The organism is Kitasatospora sp. NPDC004799, assembly GCF_040609095.1.
GTDB lineage: Bacteria > Actinomycetota > Actinomycetes > Streptomycetales > Streptomycetaceae > Kitasatospora.
Window position 1 is genome coordinate 1 of the sequence record NZ_JBEXJK010000181.1, and the last position, 16071, is coordinate 16071.

The 16071-nt window shown below is 70.6% G+C and carries 14 protein-coding genes and 1 tRNA gene; 9 read left to right on the forward strand and 6 right to left on the reverse strand.

All coding sequences use genetic code 11. The features are described from left to right. Both hrpA and ABZW03_RS22375 read left to right on the forward strand, forming a co-directional pair. The coding region (gene hrpA / locus ABZW03_RS22370; protein WP_355260946.1) for an ATP-dependent RNA helicase HrpA at positions 1-2726 on the forward strand (2726 nt) is incomplete at its 5' end. Between the two features lie 166 nt (positions 2727-2892). Beyond that, positions 2893-2966, forward strand: a tRNA-Asp gene (locus ABZW03_RS22375). Between the two features lie 357 nt (positions 2967-3323). Here ABZW03_RS22375 and bldC read toward each other — a convergent pair. Continuing rightward, positions 3324-3530, reverse strand: coding sequence for a developmental transcriptional regulator BldC (gene bldC / locus ABZW03_RS22380; RefSeq protein ID WP_014137253.1), 207 nt, complete (start codon positions 3528-3530; stop codon positions 3324-3326). A gap of 487 nt (positions 3531-4017) precedes the next feature. After that, a complete protein-coding gene (locus tag ABZW03_RS22385; RefSeq protein WP_355260949.1) occupies positions 4018-4977 on the reverse strand; it encodes a hypothetical protein in 960 nt (319 codons plus the stop codon). 199 nt (positions 4978-5176) lie between these two features. On the opposite strand from ABZW03_RS22385, the gene ABZW03_RS22390 reads away from it, so the two are divergent. After that, positions 5177-6334: a Glu/Leu/Phe/Val dehydrogenase dimerization domain-containing protein gene (locus tag ABZW03_RS22390; RefSeq protein ID WP_355260952.1), complete on the forward strand. Its 1158-nt coding sequence runs from the start codon at positions 5177-5179 to the stop codon at positions 6332-6334. Positions 6335-6752: 418 nt separating this feature from the next. Further along, positions 6753-7007 (forward strand): DUF3073 domain-containing protein, encoded by a 255-nt coding sequence (locus ABZW03_RS22395; RefSeq protein WP_355260955.1) that lies wholly within the window; start codon positions 6753-6755, stop codon positions 7005-7007. A 199-nt stretch (positions 7008-7206) separates the two neighbouring features. Here ABZW03_RS22395 and purM read toward each other — a convergent pair whose 3' ends face one another. The 3 genes from purM to ABZW03_RS22410 form a co-directional block, all read right to left on the reverse strand. Beyond that, positions 7207-8292, reverse strand: coding sequence for a phosphoribosylformylglycinamidine cyclo-ligase (gene purM, locus ABZW03_RS22400; protein ID WP_355260958.1), 1086 nt, complete (start codon positions 8290-8292; stop codon positions 7207-7209). Positions 8293-8382: 90 nt separating this feature from the next. Next, positions 8383-9966 carry an amidophosphoribosyltransferase gene (purF, locus tag ABZW03_RS22405; protein ID WP_355260961.1) on the reverse strand — a complete coding sequence of 528 codons (1584 nt, stop codon included), beginning with the start codon at positions 9964-9966 and terminating at the stop codon, positions 8383-8385. Positions 9967-10230: 264 nt separating this feature from the next. Continuing rightward, positions 10231-11076, reverse strand: a complete 846-nt coding sequence (locus tag ABZW03_RS22410) for a diacylglycerol kinase (RefSeq protein ID WP_355260964.1) — start codon at positions 11074-11076, stop codon at positions 10231-10233. A 126-nt stretch (positions 11077-11202) separates the two neighbouring features. On the opposite strand from ABZW03_RS22410, the gene ABZW03_RS22415 reads away from it, so the two are divergent. Then, positions 11203-12486 carry an adenylosuccinate synthase gene (locus ABZW03_RS22415; RefSeq protein ID WP_355260967.1) on the forward strand — a complete coding sequence of 428 codons (1284 nt, stop codon included), beginning with the start codon at positions 11203-11205 and terminating at the stop codon, positions 12484-12486. Positions 12487-12634: 148 nt separating this feature from the next. Next, positions 12635-13237 (forward strand): GNAT family protein, encoded by a 603-nt coding sequence (locus ABZW03_RS22420; RefSeq protein WP_355260970.1) that lies wholly within the window; start codon positions 12635-12637, stop codon positions 13235-13237. An 81-nt stretch (positions 13238-13318) separates the two neighbouring features. Here ABZW03_RS22420 and ABZW03_RS22425 read toward each other — a convergent pair whose 3' ends face one another. Then, positions 13319-13474, reverse strand: coding sequence for a hypothetical protein (locus ABZW03_RS22425; protein WP_355260973.1), 156 nt, complete (start codon positions 13472-13474; stop codon positions 13319-13321). A gap of 335 nt (positions 13475-13809) precedes the next feature. On the opposite strand from ABZW03_RS22425, the gene ABZW03_RS22430 reads away from it, so the two are divergent. The 3 genes from ABZW03_RS22430 to metG all read left to right on the forward strand — a co-directional run. Next, complete coding sequence (locus tag ABZW03_RS22430; protein ID WP_355260976.1) at positions 13810-14658, forward strand: helix-turn-helix transcriptional regulator; 849 nt, start codon at positions 13810-13812, stop codon at positions 14656-14658. Next, on the forward strand, positions 14655-14855 hold the full coding sequence (locus ABZW03_RS22435; protein WP_355260979.1) for a DUF397 domain-containing protein: 201 nt from the start codon (positions 14655-14657) through the stop codon (positions 14853-14855). The genes ABZW03_RS22430 and ABZW03_RS22435 overlap by 4 nt, the downstream gene beginning before the upstream one ends. Positions 14856-14975: 120 nt before the next feature. Further along, positions 14976-16071: methionine--tRNA ligase (gene metG, locus ABZW03_RS22440; RefSeq protein ID WP_355260982.1), on the forward strand; the 1096-nt coding region annotated here is incomplete at its 3' end.

Below are 16071 nucleotides of genomic sequence, written 5' to 3' on the forward strand. Positions count from 1 at the left end.
GCCGCACCTCGGACGGCATCTGCATCCGGCTCTACTCGGAGGAGGACTTCCTCTCCCGCCCCGAGTTCACCGACGCCGAGATCCTGCGCACCAACCTGGCCTCGGTGATCCTCCAGATGACCGCGGCCGGCCTCGGCGACATCGCCGCCTTCCCGTTCCTGGACCCGCCGGACTCGCGCAACATCAAGGACGGCGTCCACCTGCTGCACGAGCTGGGCGCGCTCGACCCGGACGAGAAGGACCCGCGCAAGCGCCTGACCCAGCTGGGCCGCAAGCTCGCCCAGCTCCCGGTGGACCCGCGGATGGCCCGCATGGTGCTGGAGGCGGACCGCAACGGCTGCGTCCGCGACGTCATGGTGATCGCCGCCGCGCTCTCCATCCAGGACCCGCGCGAGCGCCCGGCCGAGAAGCGCCAGGCCGCCGACGAACGGCACAAGCGGTTCAACTCGGAGACCTCGGACTTCCTCTCCTACCTGGCGATGTGGCGCTACGTCCGGGAGCAGCAGCGGGAGCTCTCCTCCTCGGCGTTCCGCCGGATGTGCAAGGCGGAGTTCCTCAACTACCTGCGGATACGGGAGTGGCAGGACATCTACACCCAGCTGCGCACCGTCGCGAAGCAGTTGGGCGTCACCATCGAGGAGCCCCACCCCGACGCCGAGCCGGACGCCGACCGGATCCACCAGTCGCTGCTGGCCGGCCTGCTCTCCCACATCGGCCTGTTCGACGTGGAGAAGCGCGAGTACGGCGGCGCGCGCGGCGCCCGCTTCGCGGTCTTCCCGGGCTCCGGGCTGTTCAAGAAGCCGCCGCGCTGGGTGATGTCGGCCGAGCTGGTGGAGACCTCCCGGCTCTGGGCCCGGATCAACGCCAAGATCGAGCCGGAGTGGGTCGAGCCGCTGGCCGGCCACCTGATCAAGCGCAGCTACAGCGAGCCGCACTGGGAGAAGAAGGCCGGCGCCGTCATGGCGTTCGAGAAGGTGACCCTCTACGGGATGCCGGTCGTCGCCCAGCGCAAGGTCAACTACGGGCGGATCGACCCGGAGCTCTGTCGCGAGCTGTTCATCCGCAACGCGCTGGTCGAGGGCGACTGGGAGACCCACCACAAGTTCTTCGCGGAGAACCGCAGGCTGCTCGGCGAGGTCGAGGAGCTGGAGAACCGGGCCCGCCGCCGGGACATCCTGGTGGACGACCAGACCCTGTTCGAGTTCTACGACGCCCGGCTGCCCGAGGAGATCGTCTCCACCCGGCACTTCGACTCCTGGTGGAAGAAGGCCCGGCACGACCAGCCGGACCTGCTGAACTTCGAGAAGTCGATGCTGATCAACGACGCCGCGGACGGCGTCACCGAGGCCGACTACCCGGACCACTGGCAGCAGGGCAAGCTCCGCTTCAAGCTGACCTACCAGTTCGAGCCGGGCAGCGACGCGGACGGCGTGACGGTGCACATCCCGCTGCCGGTGCTCAACCAGGTCACCGCGGAGGGCTTCGACTGGCAGATCCCCGGTCTGCGGGAGGAGCTGGTCACCGCCTACATCAAGTCGCTGCCGAAGGCGATCCGGCGCAACTTCGTCCCGGCGCCGGACTTCGCCCGGGCGGCGCTGCGCGCGGTGAAGGACCGCCAGGAGCCCCTCCTCCCGGCCCTGGAGCACGCCCTGAAGCGCCTGACGGCGGTCACCGTGCCCCCGGAGGCCTGGGACGACGAGCGGGTGCCGGAGCACCTCAAGGTGACCTTCCGGGTGGTGGACGGGCGCCGCAAGCTCGCCGAGTCCAAGGACCTGGAGGAGCTGCGGCTGAAGCTCAAGCCCAAGCTCAAGGAGACGCTCTCCTCGGCCGCCTCCGGGCAGGGCATCGAGCAGAGCGGGCTGACCGCCTGGCCGGCCTCGCTGCCGGTGCTCCAGCGCACCTTCGAGCAGCGTTCGCGCGGCCACTCGATGCGCGCCTACCCGGCCCTGGTGGACGAGGGCCAGTCGGTCGGCATCCGGCTGTTCGACACCCCGGAGGCGCAGGCCCAGGCGATGTGGGAGGGGACCAGGCGGCTGCTGATGCTGACCACCACCTCCCCCGCCAAGTCGATCCAGGGCCGGCTGGGCAACCAGGCGAAGCTGGCGCTCTCGCACAGCCCGCACGGCTCGATCGGCGCCCTGTTCGAGGACGTCGTGGCGGCCGCGACCGACCGGCTGATGGCCCTGAACGGCGGCCCGGCCTGGGACGAGGCGGCCTTCGGCAAACTGCACGACAAGGTGCGCGCGGACCTGTACGACCTGTCCGCGGACACCACGCTGAAGACGGCCACCGCGCTGATCGCCTTCCACAAGGCCTCGACCCGGCTGAAGACGGTGAGCAGCCCGGTGCTGCTGAACGCGGTGAACGACGTCCGGCTGCACCTGGCCTCGCTGGTGCACCCGGGCTTCGTGACGGCCACCGGCTGGCAGCGGCTGCCGGACCTCAAGCGCTACCTGCTGGCGGTGGACCGCCGGCTGGAGGCGCTGCCCAACCACCCGCAGCGGGACGCCCAGCAGCTGCTGAAGGTGCAGCAGGTGCAGCAGGCGTACGGGGAGCTGCTGGCGGCGGTGCCGGCCGGGCAGCAGCCGTCCGCGGAGGTGCGGGCGATCCGCTGGATGATCGAGGAGCTGCGGGTCAGCTTCTTCGCCCAGTCGCTGGGCACGCCGAGCCCGGTCTCGGAGAAGCGGATCGTGAAGGCGATGGAGGCGGCGCGGGCGACGCTCTGACCCGGGCCGGGCGCCGCCGACCGGCCCGGGCGGCGCCGTGAGCCGCGGGCAGCGCCGTGAGCTGCGGGTGGGCCTTCAGGAGTCAGTTCGACCTGGGGGCCCACCATGGGCTACAGTCTGTCTTGTTCGCAGCGCGGCAAGCGAGTGAACGAGATCAGAAAACTCTGGTCCCGTGGAGCAGTTGGTTAGCTCGCCACCCTGTCAAGGTGGAGGTCGCGGGTTCAAGTCCCGTCGGGATCGCCGCAGCGCGAGAGGCCCGGAACCGTCAGGTTCCGGGCCTCTCGCTTTTGACCGTTCGGCCTTTTACCCCGACCAGGTCTAGACCACAAGTGACGGACCGCGTGACGGTCGTCACGCACCCCCGCCCGGAACCGGGCCCGTGAAACCCCCTCCAGAACCCCGCTAATTTAATATGTAAAATTGTACAGCTATTCACTGTAAATCCCCCCCACCCCACCCGCATCAAATCGTTATCCGGAGTTCAGCATTCCGACCGGCCGGCCGGTCCGGAACACCCTCGGACGGGCACGACAAAGGGGCCGCTTACCGGACCCGGCGGAGTCCGGTAAGCGGCCCCTTTAAAGAGCCTTTGGCCTATCAGGCCTCAGTGCGCTGGGCGGGAATCCCGGCCAGCAGAGCGCGCACCTCCGCCTCACGGTAACGGCGGTGACCGCCGAGCGTGCGAATCGACGTCAGCTTGCCCGCCTTGGCCCAGCGGGTGACCGTCTTCGGGTCCACGCGGAACATGGTGGCAACCTCTGCCGGCGTCAGCAGCGGCTCAGCATCAGGGGTACGAGCGGTCATGAGCGGCCTCCTCGGGAGAACCGAACCAGGGCGGTTCTATCCTTCAAATTCTGCACCTTGGCCCGCGATGCCCGAAATGGCATAGACGGGCCGAGTCGGTTATAGGACGAACGGCTTGTCCTGGTGTCTACAACTACACCATCCGTCCAGCCCTATCGACCAAACCGCCAAAATTGACCCCTCACGGGTTCAAGGCCGACGGATGGCGATGGACCACCCCATAACGGACAGTCACAAAGCAATGACATCCGGTTACGAGGGGACCAGACCCTCCGTTTCCCCGCAAAGCACGCATCGACTCCAGAACCACCCAAAAGTGGGCACGCTCACGTGAAGTTGGGCTGGTTGTCCCATTTTTGCACATAGGGGTAAGTTCGCGTCAACGGTGAGTAGTGTCACGTTCGACAGCTATTGACCCGAACCAGGACCTTGGTCATCGGCCCCGCAGTGCTTAGGACTCTTACAGTCATACACGCGCGGTCGGACGTCAGTTCGCGTGCCGCAGCGCCAGCACCCGGCGCCAGCGCACCGTCAGCTCCCCGTACACCCGCAGCGCCTCGGCGGTGTCCCCCGCCCGCAGCGCGCGCAGCCCCTCCTCCAGCTCCCCCGCCGAACGGTCCGCCAGCAGCCGTTCCGGGCCCAGCAGATGCACCAGGCCGCCGTAGTCCAGCTCCACCAGCGAGCGCGGGTGGAACTCCTCCAGCCAGCGCCCGACCCGCTCCGCCCCGCGCACCAGCTCCCCGTCCGGCACCGCCTCGCGCAGCGCCCGGAAGGCCCTCGCCACCCGCCGGCGCGCCTGCGCCATCGGCACCAGGTAGAACAGCGCGGCAGGCCGGGCCCCGGCGCCGGCCGCCCCCTCCGGGCCGTCCGCACCCCCGTCCGCACGCCCGTCCGCGCGTCCGCCCGCCGGCCCGGACCCGCCCGGCACGAAGCAGCGGTCCTCGTCCCCGAAGGGCAGGAACCAGCGCACCGGGACCTCCCACCGGCTGGTCAGGATCCACGACCGGGCGTCCGGGTGCTCGGCCCGCCAGCGCTCCCGGTCCGCCTCGGCGGCCGCCCGGGTCACCGGCGGCAGCGCGGCGTCCAGCAGCGCCACCGGGAGCCCCGCCCGCAGCTCCTCCAGCGCCTGCCAGCTGCGCAGCCTGGTCGCCCACGGGCAGACGTACAGCACGCCGTCCACCACCCGCAGGTACGCCCGTCCGCTCTCCCGCTCGGGCAGCGCCCGGGGCGTGCGGGCGGCCAGCCCGGCGAGCGCCTCCCGCTGCTCCTCCAGCACCGCCGCCGCCACCGGCAGCGCCGGCTCCGCGGCGTCCGGCCCGTGCTCCGCCGCATAGGCCTGCCAGTGCGCCCGCTCGGGCTCCGGGTAGGCCGCCAGCGGCTCGTAGACCCGCAGGTGGGCGGCGTAGGGCGGGTGTACGGAAGTGCGTACGACGGTCACGTCCTGCATGGTCGCACGCACCGCCCGGCCCCGGGAGAGCGCGCCCCCGAACCGTTCGCGCCCGCACCCCTGTCTCCCTTCCCGTCTCACCCCTCGGACAACCGGCCCCAGCTCGGACAAGAGGGCCGATCGGCGGCGCGCACGCGGCTACGCTTCGCCTTAGGCGCCCGCACCACAGCAGCGGGCCTTCGATACTGGAGTCACCACAGTGACCGACGTACAGACCCCCGCCACGCACCCCGCACCCGGCGTGCTCAGCAGGATCTTCCGTACCGAACAGGACGGCGCCCCCGGCGACGGTCACGAGCAGGTCGTCCTCTGCCACGACCGCAGCTCGGGTCTGAAGGCGATCATCGCCATCCACTCGACCGCCCTGGGCCCGGCCCTCGGCGGCACCCGCTTCTTCCCGTACGCCTCCGAGGAGGCGGCGCTGGAGGACGCGCTGAACCTGTCCCGCGGAATGTCCTACAAGAACGCGCTGGCCGGGCTGGACCTCGGCGGCGGCAAGGCCGTCATCATCGGCGACCCGAACAAGGACAAGAACGAGGCGATGCTCCGGGCCTACGGCCGCTTCGTCGAGTCCCTGCGCGGCCGCTACATCACCGCCTGCGACGTGGGCACCTACGTCCAGGACATGGACGTCATCGCCCGGGAGACCGAGTTCGTGACCGGCCGCTCGCCCGAGCACGGCGGCGCCGGCGACTCGTCCATCCTGACCGCCTTCGGCGTCTTCCAGGGCATGCGCGCCACCGCCCAGGCCCGCTGGGGCCAGCCGACCCTGCGCGGCAAGCGGGTCGGCGTCGCCGGCGTCGGCAAGGTCGGCCACTACCTGGTCGGCCACCTGGTCGCGGACGGCGCCACCGTCGTCGTCACCGACCCGTTCGAGGCCGCGGTCAACCGCGTCCGCGCGGCCCACCCCGAGGTGGAGGTGGTGGCCGACACCACCGCCCTGCTCCAGGCCAAGCTGGACGTCTACGCCCCCTGCGCCCTCGGCGGCGCGCTGACCGACGACGTGGTCGCCGCGCTGGGCGAGTTCGGCACCTCGATCGTCTGCGGCGCGGCCAACAACCAGCTGGCCCACACCGGCGTCGAGAAGGACCTGGCCGACCGCGGCATCCTCTACGCGCCGGACTACCTGGTGAACTCCGGCGGCGTCATCCAGGTCGCCGACGAGATCGACGGCTTCAACTTCGAGCGGGCCAAGAACAAGGCCACGAAGATCTTCGACACCACCCTGGAGATCTTCACCCGCGCCACCGCCGACGGCGTCCCGCCGGCGGTCGCCGCGGACCGCCTGGCCGAGAAGCGGATGCGCGAGATCAGCGCCCTGCGCACGGTGCTGCTGCCCGGCGCCCGCCGCGCCTGATCCGGGTCGGTCACCGACCCCGTGATGCGCGGGGGGCCTCCCTCCTCGCCCGCCCTCGGGCAGGAGGGGCCCATCCGGGAGGCCCCCCGCGCATCACGATGTGGAACCGGATTCTCACTTCTCCGCCCGAACGGGTGATCCGGAGCCCCCCTAGGGGGGATAATCAGTCCTGGAACGACGGACTGCAGACACCTCTGGACAGCGCGCAAAACGCCGCAAAACCTCCCTTGACCTGGGAAGACCTGGTCGCGGGTGCGGTCGGTGCGCGCCACGTCACACCGACGACGTACCGTCCAGCGGCGGAAACAGGTACCGTTAATGCTCCAAGGGACGGTCCTCCCATTCGGGCAGGCCGGTCCTGATCATGAACACGTGTCAGACTCGGGGCCGTGAGCCCCATCGTTGAGGGGGTCGACCCATGGGGCGCGGCCGGGCCAAGGCCAAGCAGACGAAGGTCGCCCGCGAGCTGAAGTACAACAGCGGCGGGTTCGACGCTAACCGTCTGTCCAACGAGCTGGGCGTATCTCCGTCCACCTCCTCGATCGAGCCGGAGCCGATCGAGGAGGAGGAGGACGACCCGTACGCGGAGTACGCAGCCCGCTACGCCGACCTCGACGACGAGGACGACACCGGGCCGGGCACCGGGGCGTCGCAGGCCTCCCGCCGCTCGTAAGCACAGCAGTCCCGCCGACCGGTTCGGGTACCCGCCAGGGTGCCGGACCGGTCTTCGGCGTTCCCTCGGACGGGGCCTCCCGCGGCGTTCCTCCACATCGTCCGCCGATCGGCTCCACACGGTCCGCCGACCGCCTCCACCACACACGGGAGGGCCCCTCCGGAGCTCCGGAGGGGCCCTCCCGTCGTCACCGGCCGGGTCAGCTCGCCCGGAAGCCCTCGTAGGCGTTGTAGAGGGCCGCGCCGCCCTCGTGCTCGTCGGTGCGCTCGACGATGTCGCCGAGCAGCCAGGACTCGACGCCGCGGTCCTCCAGGATCGACAGCACCACGTCCACCGAGTGGGGCGGGACGACCGCGACCATGCCGACGCCCATGTTCAGCGTCTTCTCGATCTCCAGGGTGGCCACCTTGCCGACCTCGGCGACGGTCCGGAAGACCGGCAGCGGGGTCCAGGTGCCGCGGTCCAGGCGGGCGTGCAGGCCGTCCGGAATGACCCGGGCCAGGTTGGCCGCGAGGCCGCCGCCGGTGACGTGCGAGAAGGCGTGCACCTCGGTGGCGCGGGCGAGCGCCAGGCAGTCCAGCGAGTAGATCCGGGTCGGCTCCAGCAGCTCCTCGCCGAGGGTGCGGCCGAACTCCTCGACCTTGCGGTCCAGCTTCCAGCCGGCCTCGTTCAGCAGCACGTGGCGGACCAGCGAGTAGCCGTTGGAGTGCAGGCCGGAGGCGGCCATCGCGATCACCACGTCGCCGGCCCGGACCCGGTCCGCGCCGAGCAGTGCGTCGGCCTCCACCACGCCGGTGCCGGCGCCCGCGACGTCGTACTCGTCCGGGCCGAGCAGGCCCGGGTGCTCGGCGGTCTCGCCGCCGACCAGGGCGCAGCCGGCCAGCGCGCAGCCCTCGGCGATGCCCTTGACGATCGAGGCGACCCGCTCCGGGACGACCTTGCCGACGCAGATGTAGTCGGTCATGAACAGCGGCTCGGCGCCGCAGACCACCAGGTCGTCGACGACCATGCCGACCAGGTCGTGGCCGATGGTGTCGTGCTTGTCCATGGCGGCGGCGATCGCCACCTTGGTCCCCACGCCGTCGGTGGCCGAGGCCAGCAGCGGCCGCTCGTAGTTCTTGAAGGCGGACGCGTCGAAGAGGCCGGCGAAGCCGCCGAGACCGCCGACCACCTCGGGGCGGTTGGCCTTCTTCACCCACTGCTTCATGAGCTCGACGGCGCGGTCGCCCGCCTCGATGTCGACACCGGCGGCGGCGTAGGTGGCGCCGTTCTGGTTGGAGGTCACTGCGTGCGGCCCTTTCGGGTCTGGGGGTTCGGGTACAGCGGGGTGGAACAGCGGTGGGGTCCCGCGAATCCGGGACCCCACCGTGGGTTCTTACGGGCGGCGCAGCGCGTCGGCCGCGCCCGCCCCGCCGAGCAGCGACTGGACGCCGTCCAGGTCGCTGCCGCTGGTCGGCTTGCCGCGGACGGCCGGCTGCTGCTGGCCGCCCTTGATCTCGGCCTCCAGCAGGAGCTTGCCGAGCAGCGCCGGGTCCGGCAGCTCCATCGGGTACTCGCCGTCGAAGCAGGCCCGGCAGAGCTTGTCCTTGGGCTGCTTGGTGGCCTCGATCATGCCGTCGATCGAGATGTAGGCGAGCGAGTCCGCGCCGAGCGTGCGGCCGATCTCCTCGATGGTCATGCCGTTGGCGATCAGCTCCGCGCGGGTGGCGAAGTCGATGCCGAAGAAGCAGGGCCACTTCACCGGCGGGGAGGAGATCCGGATGTGGACCTCGGCCGCGCCGGCCTCGCGGAGCATCTTCACCAGCGCGCGCTGGGTGTTGCCGCGGACGATCGAGTCGTCCACGACCACCAGGCGCTTGCCCTGGATGACCTCGCGCAGCGGGTTGAGCTTGAGCCGGATGCCGAGCTGGCGGATGGTCTGGCTGGGCTGGATGAAGGTGCGGCCCACGTAGGCGTTCTTCACCAGGCCGGAGCCGTACGGGATACCGCTGGCCTCGGCGTAGCCGATCGCGGCGGGGGTGCCGGACTCGGGCGTCGCTATCACCAGGTCGGCCTCGACGGGGGCCTCCTGGGCCAGCCGGCGGCCCATCTCCACGCGGGAGAGGTGCACGTTGCGGCCGGCGATGGAGGTGTCGGGGCGGGCCAGGTAGACGTACTCGAAGACGCAGCCCTTGGGCTTGGCCTCGGCGAACCGGGAGCTGCGCATGCCGTTCTCGTCGATGGCGATGAGCTCGCCGGGCTCGACCTCGCGGATGAAGGAGGCGCCGCAGATGTCCAGCGCCGCCGTCTCGGAGGCGACCACCCAGCCGCGCTCCAGCCGGCCGAGCACCAGCGGGCGGATGCCCTGCGGGTCGCGGGCGGCGTAGAGGGTGTGCTCGTCCATGAAGACGAGCGAGAAGGCGCCCTTGACCTCGGGCAGCACGACCTTGGCCGTCTCCTCGATGGAGAGGTCCGGGTGGCCGGCGAGCAGCGCCGTCACCAGGTCGGTGTCGTTGGTCGCGGCGGTCCGGCCGGAGCGCGAGACGTGCTCCTCGCCGGGCAGTTCGGCGACCATGGCCGCCAGTTCGGCGGTGTTCACCAGGTTTCCGTTGTGCCCGAGGGCCAGCGAACCGTGAACGGTCGCCCGGAAGGTCGGCTGGGCGTTCTCCCAGACCGAGGAACCGGTGGTCGAGTAGCGGGCGTGTCCGACGGCGATATGCCCGTGCAACGACCCCAGCGAGGCCTCGTCGAAGACCTGGGAGACGAGTCCCATGTCCTTGAAGACGAGAATCTGGGAGCCGTTGCTCACTGCGATGCCCGCGGATTCCTGACCGCGGTGCTGCAGGGCGTAAAGGCCGAAGAACGTGAGCTTGGCGACCTCCTCGCCGGGAGCCCAGACACCGAAGACGCCACACGCGTCCTGGGGGCCTTTCTCACCGGGAAGAAGATCGTGGTTGAGTCTTCCGTCACCACGTGGCACGCCTTCGAGTCTAGGGCAGTTGACTCCGGCTTCCGGACCCCGGGACTGCGGGTTTGTCCGGCGACCACGGGTTAACGCGCGTAGACAAAACCCCTTACCGGTCCGGGATTTCGCGTCGGGGGAATTCCGGCGGGTGGCGGTTGGCCTTGTGGTTCGCGCCTGTTGGGGAGTTCCGTGTGCGCAGCGGCGGGTACCGGCGGACCGGCGAACGTGAGCCTGCTCACCCGGGGTTCCCCCACCGGCCGCCCGCCGGTCACGCGGGCTTCAGGCGGCCGGCAGCAGCAGGCCCCAGGCGCCCGGGTGCACCGTCCAGGTCCGGGCCCGGACCGGGCCGACCGGGTGGCCGTCCGCCTCGTAGCCGAAGCCGCGCCCGACCACCGAGACGCTCGCCGCCCGGGCGCGCACCAGGTCCCCGGAGGCGGCGACCACCACCTCCATCTCGCCGGTGCCGTCCGAGGCGCCGGACGGGAGCGTGACCTGGACCAGCCGGACCGGCCGGTGGACGTCGGCGAGGAGCCGGCCGTCCGCCTCGACCCGGACCCGGGAGCTGTGGTCGGTGCCGTCCTGGGTGAGTGCGTTCGCCTGCTCGGCCGCAGCCAGTTTCGCCCATAGCGAACGCCAGCCACCCGCACGGCCCACCGGACGGCGCGCGGCCCCGCCGGTGATCCGCACCCCGCCCAGGGCCACCCCGCCGCCGTCGTCCACCAGCAGGTCCAGCATGCGCGGCGCGCCCGACAGCACCGCCCGCGCGGCCCGGACCGGCTCCGCCGGCACGCCCAGCGCGCGGGCCGCCGCGAGCTCCTCCGTACGGCCGACCGGAACCATCCCCACCGGTTCGGTGCCCAGCTCACGCTGGCGATGCAGGGCCTGGAGCACCCGCTGCAGAGCGAGATCGGAACCGATCACCACCGGTCGCCTCCGGCCCCGGTGCGAAAGCACCCGGTCGAGCTCGGAAGGGCTCTCCGGAAAGGCCACCTTGGCGTCCGTACCTCCGCAGAGCACGTCCTTCGCGATCCGCACCGACTCGCCGTCGGTCTGCCGGGCCACCGGGTCGAGGAGCAGCAGGAGCGGCTCCGGGCCGCCGGTAGCAGGCGTGGACAGGGACGACACGACCGGTCCTTCCTCAGGTAATCTCTCGGTGCAAGAGCCCCTTGCGCCATTGCGCCAGGGGCTTCGTCTATCTCGGGGCAGACTGCGGCCTACGCAGGATGCCCCAACCGGAAGGGGTGTACGCCTGTGCCGGCACTCGTGCTCGTTGGCGCTCAGTGGGGAGACGAGGGCAAGGGGAAGGCCACCGACCTCCTCGGCGGCTCCGTCGACTACGTGGTCCGCTACCAGGGCGGCAACAACGCCGGTCACACGGTGGTCATCGGCGACCAGAAGTACGCCCTGCACCTGCTCCCTTCCGGAATCCTCAGCCCGAACGTGACGCCGGTGATCGGCAACGGCGTCGTGATCGACCCGGCCGTGCTGCTCTCCGAGCTGGCCGGCCTGAACGAGCGCGGCATCGACACCTCGAAGCTGCTGGTCTCGGGCAACGCCCACCTGATCACGCCGTACCACCGCACCCTGGACAAGGTCACCGAGCGCTTCCTCGGCAAGCGCCGGATCGGCACCACCGGCCGCGGCATCGGCCCGACCTACGCGGACAAGATCAACCGCGTCGGCATCCGGGTCCAGGACCTGTTCGACGAGTCGATCCTGCGCCAGAAGATCGAGGCGGCGCTGCACGACAAGAACCAGATCCTGGTCAAGCTGTACAACCGCCGCACCATCCCGGCCGACCTGGTGGTCGAGGAGTACCTGGGCTACGCGGAGAAGATCAAGCCCTTCCTCGCCGACACCACCCTCGTCCTGGACGAGGCGCTGAAGGCGAACAAGGTCGTCCTGCTGGAGGGCGGCCAGGGCACCCTGCTCGACGTCGACCACGGCACGTACCCCTTCGTGACCTCGTCGAACCCGACCGCGGGCGGCGCCTGCACCGGCGCCGGCATCGGCCCGACCAAGATCGACCGGGTCATCGGCATCCTCAAGGCCTACACCACCCGCGTCGGCTCCGGCCCGTTCCCGACCGAGCTGTTCGACGAGGACGGCGAGGCGCTGCGCCGGATCGGCGGCGAGCGCGGTGTCACCACCGGCCGCGACCGCCGCTGCGGCTGGTTCGACGCCGTCATCGCGCGCTACGCGACCCGGGTCAACGGCCTCACCGACTTCTTCCTCACCAAGCTGGACGTGCTGACCGGCTGGGAGCAGATCCCGGTCTGCGTCGCGTACGAGATCGACGGCAAGCGCGTCGAGGAGCTCCCCTACAACCAGTCGGACTTCCACCACGCCAAGCCGGTCTACGAGACCCTGCCGGGCTGGACCGAGGACATCAGCAAGGCGAAGTCCTTCGCCGAGCTGCCGAAGAACGCCCAGGCGTACGTGAAGGCGCTGGAGGAGATGTCGGGCGCGCCGATCTCGGCCATCGGCGTCGGCCCGGGCCGCGACGAGACGATCCAGATCAACTCGTTCATCTGAGCCCGGCCGTCGGCTGAACGCCGGCACCGGTCGCTTCGAGGGCCCCGTGGGATCCGTCCCGCGGGGCCCTCGCGCCGTCCATGCCGTCGATTTTGCACTAGTGCAACAAGCTATTGCATCTAGTGCAGGGCGGCGCTACGTTCTGATCATGACCGCGAAGCAGCCCTCACCCGTCGTCCTCACCGGCCGCCACATCCGCCTGGAGCCGCTGGAGCACCGCCACGTCGCCGACCTCTGGGCCGCCGTCGGCCCCGACCCCGAGGTCTGGCGCTGGACCATGTGCCTGCCGCCCGCCTCGGCGGAGGAGCTCGGCGCCGTCGTGGACACCCGCGTCGCGGAGGCGGCCGCGGGCGAGTCGGTGAACTTCGCCGTCGTCGACCTCGCGAGCGGCCGGGCGGTCGGCGTCACCGGCTACCACGACGCCAGCGCGCGGGACGAGTCCGTGGAGATCGGCGGCACCTGGTACGCCCGCTCGGTCTGGCGCACGGCGGTCAACACCGAGGCCAAACTGCTGCTCCTGTCCCACGCCTTCGAGGACCTCGGCATGGGCCGCGTCTTCTGGAAGACCGACGCCCGCAACGAGCGCTCCCGCGCGGCGGTCCTGCGCCTCGGCGCCCGGTACGAGGGGACCCTGCGCCGCCACCGGCTGCGCCCCGACGGCAGTTGGCGGGACAGCTGCTACTTCTCGATGCTCGCCGACGAGTGGCCGGCGGCCAAGTCCGTTCTGGTGGAACGGCTTTCGCGGGGCTGAGCCGCGGATCGGCGGGGTGCGGCGAGGGGTACGCCGGGAGTACGGCAGGGGGCCGACGGAAGTGCGGCCGGGGCGCGGCGGCTATTTCCGCTCGCCGCGCCCGGAATGGCCGGCCGCGAACTCGCGCTTCGCCGCACGGGGTTCACAGGCCTGGATGTTCACCAGCCAGACCAGCCAGCCGACGAATAGGACCGCGAGCAGCAGCGCCGACAATCCGGCGACGAGAAGCGCATTCACCGGGATACGGAAATGCGCTGGTGAGGGTGGGGCCGGCGGGGGAGGCCGAGTGGCCGGGGGAAGGGCATGGCTGTCTCCGGTCGGTGATTTCGGGTGCCGCGACCATGCATCTGGTGTGTCATTACGGCCGATCGGCCAAGTTTGACGACTGTTTAGGCGGCAACAAGTCAGTGAGTGACACGGACGACCATAGGGTCAGGGTGCCAGAGTTGCTACCGAGCGGGGGGACGTTCACTCCATCGTGGGGTATCCCCCAATTCGGTAGCTAGGGCCGGGTGTGCGCGGCACACTTCACCGGAAGCATCGACGCCAGCCGCGACCCGGAGAAGAGAGTCATGCCACCCCGCTTGTCGCCGACCGTGCGCCAGCAGCGCCTCGGGATCGAGTTGCGCAGGATCCGCGAACGCGTGGGCGTCACGCCCAAGAGCCTGGCCGCCACCATCGGCACCGACCTGCCCAAGATCTCCCAGATGGAGAACGGGAAGTCGGGCATCAGCGCCGAGCGGCTCCGGATCTGGGCGCGCACCTGCGGCTGCGAGGACGGGCCCTACCTGGACGCGCTGTTGGCGATGACGCAGGACCGGCGCAAGTACTGGTGGGACGGCTACCGCGGCCGGCTGCCGAACGCGATCATCGACATCGCGGAAATGGAGCACCACGCGTCCTCGCTGTCCATCCTGAACAGCACCTTCATCCCCGGCCTGCTGCAGACCCCGGAGTACGCCACCGCGGTGTTCGAGCGGCTGCCCCCGCAGTACCGGCAGGAGGCGGACGTCCGGAAGGCATTCCGGATTCGGCGCCAGCAGATCTTCGTCGACCACCCGAAGCCGTACAGCGCATTCCTGCACGAGTCGGCGCTGCGCATGCAGTTCGGCGGCCCGGACGTGCTGGCCGACCAGTTGCGGAGCCTGCTGGACAATTCCGAACGGCCCGGGGTGGAGATCCGGGTGATCCCGTTCAGCGTGCCCACCTACACCGGCTCCGGGGAGAGCCTGTACCTCGCCCGCGGGCCGGTCCCGGAGCTCGACACCGTCCAGATCGACCTGTCCCACGGGCCGAAATTCGTGCACACCCAGGCCGAATTGGCCTCCTACCGGCGGATCAAGGAGGAGACCGCGGCGATCTCGCTCGCGCCGGAGGAGTCCCGGGACTTCATCCGGGCCCTGCTGAAAGACTTCGCATGAGTACCTGGCGCAAGGCGTCGGCGAGCGGGGAGAGCACCGACTGCGTCGAGGTCAGATCGGCGGGCGACCTGGTGGAGATCCGCGAGTCGGACCGGCCCGACGTCGTCGTGCGGACCACGCCGCGCAAGTGGGCCGCGTTCGTCCGCGGGGTGAAGTCCGGGGAGTTCGACCGGTACGGCGACTTCACCCGCCCGTGACGCCCCGCCCTGCCGTCCGGCCCCCTTCCTTCCCCTAGGCTGACAGCCCACAGTGGACCCCTGCGCCCGGCGCGGCACTCCGGGTGGGGTGCGCGTGCCGGAGATTCGGAGCATCCCAGGATGGCTCGGCACCTGATCACCAGCGCCCTTCCGTACATCAACGGGATCAAGCACCTGGGCAACCTGGTCGGGTCCATGCTCCCGGCGGACGTCTACGCCCGCTACCTGCGCCGACGAGGGCACGAGGTGCTGTTCATCTGCGCCACCGACGAGCACGGCACGCCCGCCGAACTGGCCGCCCAGGAAGCCGGGTTGCCGGTCGCCGAGTTCTGCGCCCGGGCGCACGAGGCGCAGCGGGCGGTGTACGACGGGTTCGGCCTCTCCTTCGACCACTTCGGCCGCAGCTCCTCGCCGCAGAACCGGGAGATCACCCAGGAGATCGCCCGCGAGCTCCAGCGCAACGGCTTCATCGAGGAGCGCGCGATCCGCCAGGTGTACTCCAACGCCGACGGGCGCTTCCTGCCGGACCGCTACATCGTCGGCACCTGCCCGCACTGCGGCTACGACACGGCCCGCGGCGACCAGTGCGAGAACTGCACCCGGGTGCTGGACCCGACGGACCTGCTGGAACCGCGCTCGGCCATCAGCGGCAGCGCCGACCTGGAGGTCCGGGAGACCCGCCACCTGTTCCTGCTCCAGTCCGAGCTCACCGAGGAGGTCGAGGGCTGGATCGCCGCCCACGCCGACGACTGGCCGGTGCTGGCCTCCTCGATCGCCCGCAAGTGGCTGACCGAGGGCCTCCAGGACCGCTCGATCACCCGGGACCTGGAGTGGGGCGTCCCGGTGCCCGCCGACGTGTGGCCCGAACTGGCCGCCGAGGGCAAGGTGTTCTACGTCTGGTTCGACGCCCCGATCGAGTACGTCGGCGCCACCAAGGAGTGGGCGGACGCGGCCCCGGCCGGGCAGCTGCGGGACTGGAAGTCCTGGTGGTACGAGGCCGACGAGACCGTCCGCTACACCGAGTTCATGGCCAAGGACAACGTCCCGTTCCACACCGTGATGTTCCCGGCCACCCTGCTCGGCTCGCGCCGCCCGTGGAAGAAGGTCGACTACGTCAAGGCCTTCAACTGGCTGACGTACTACGGCGGGAAGTTCTCCACCAGCCAGAAGCGCGGCGTCTTCACCGACGTCGCGCTGGAGCTGCTGCCCGCCGACT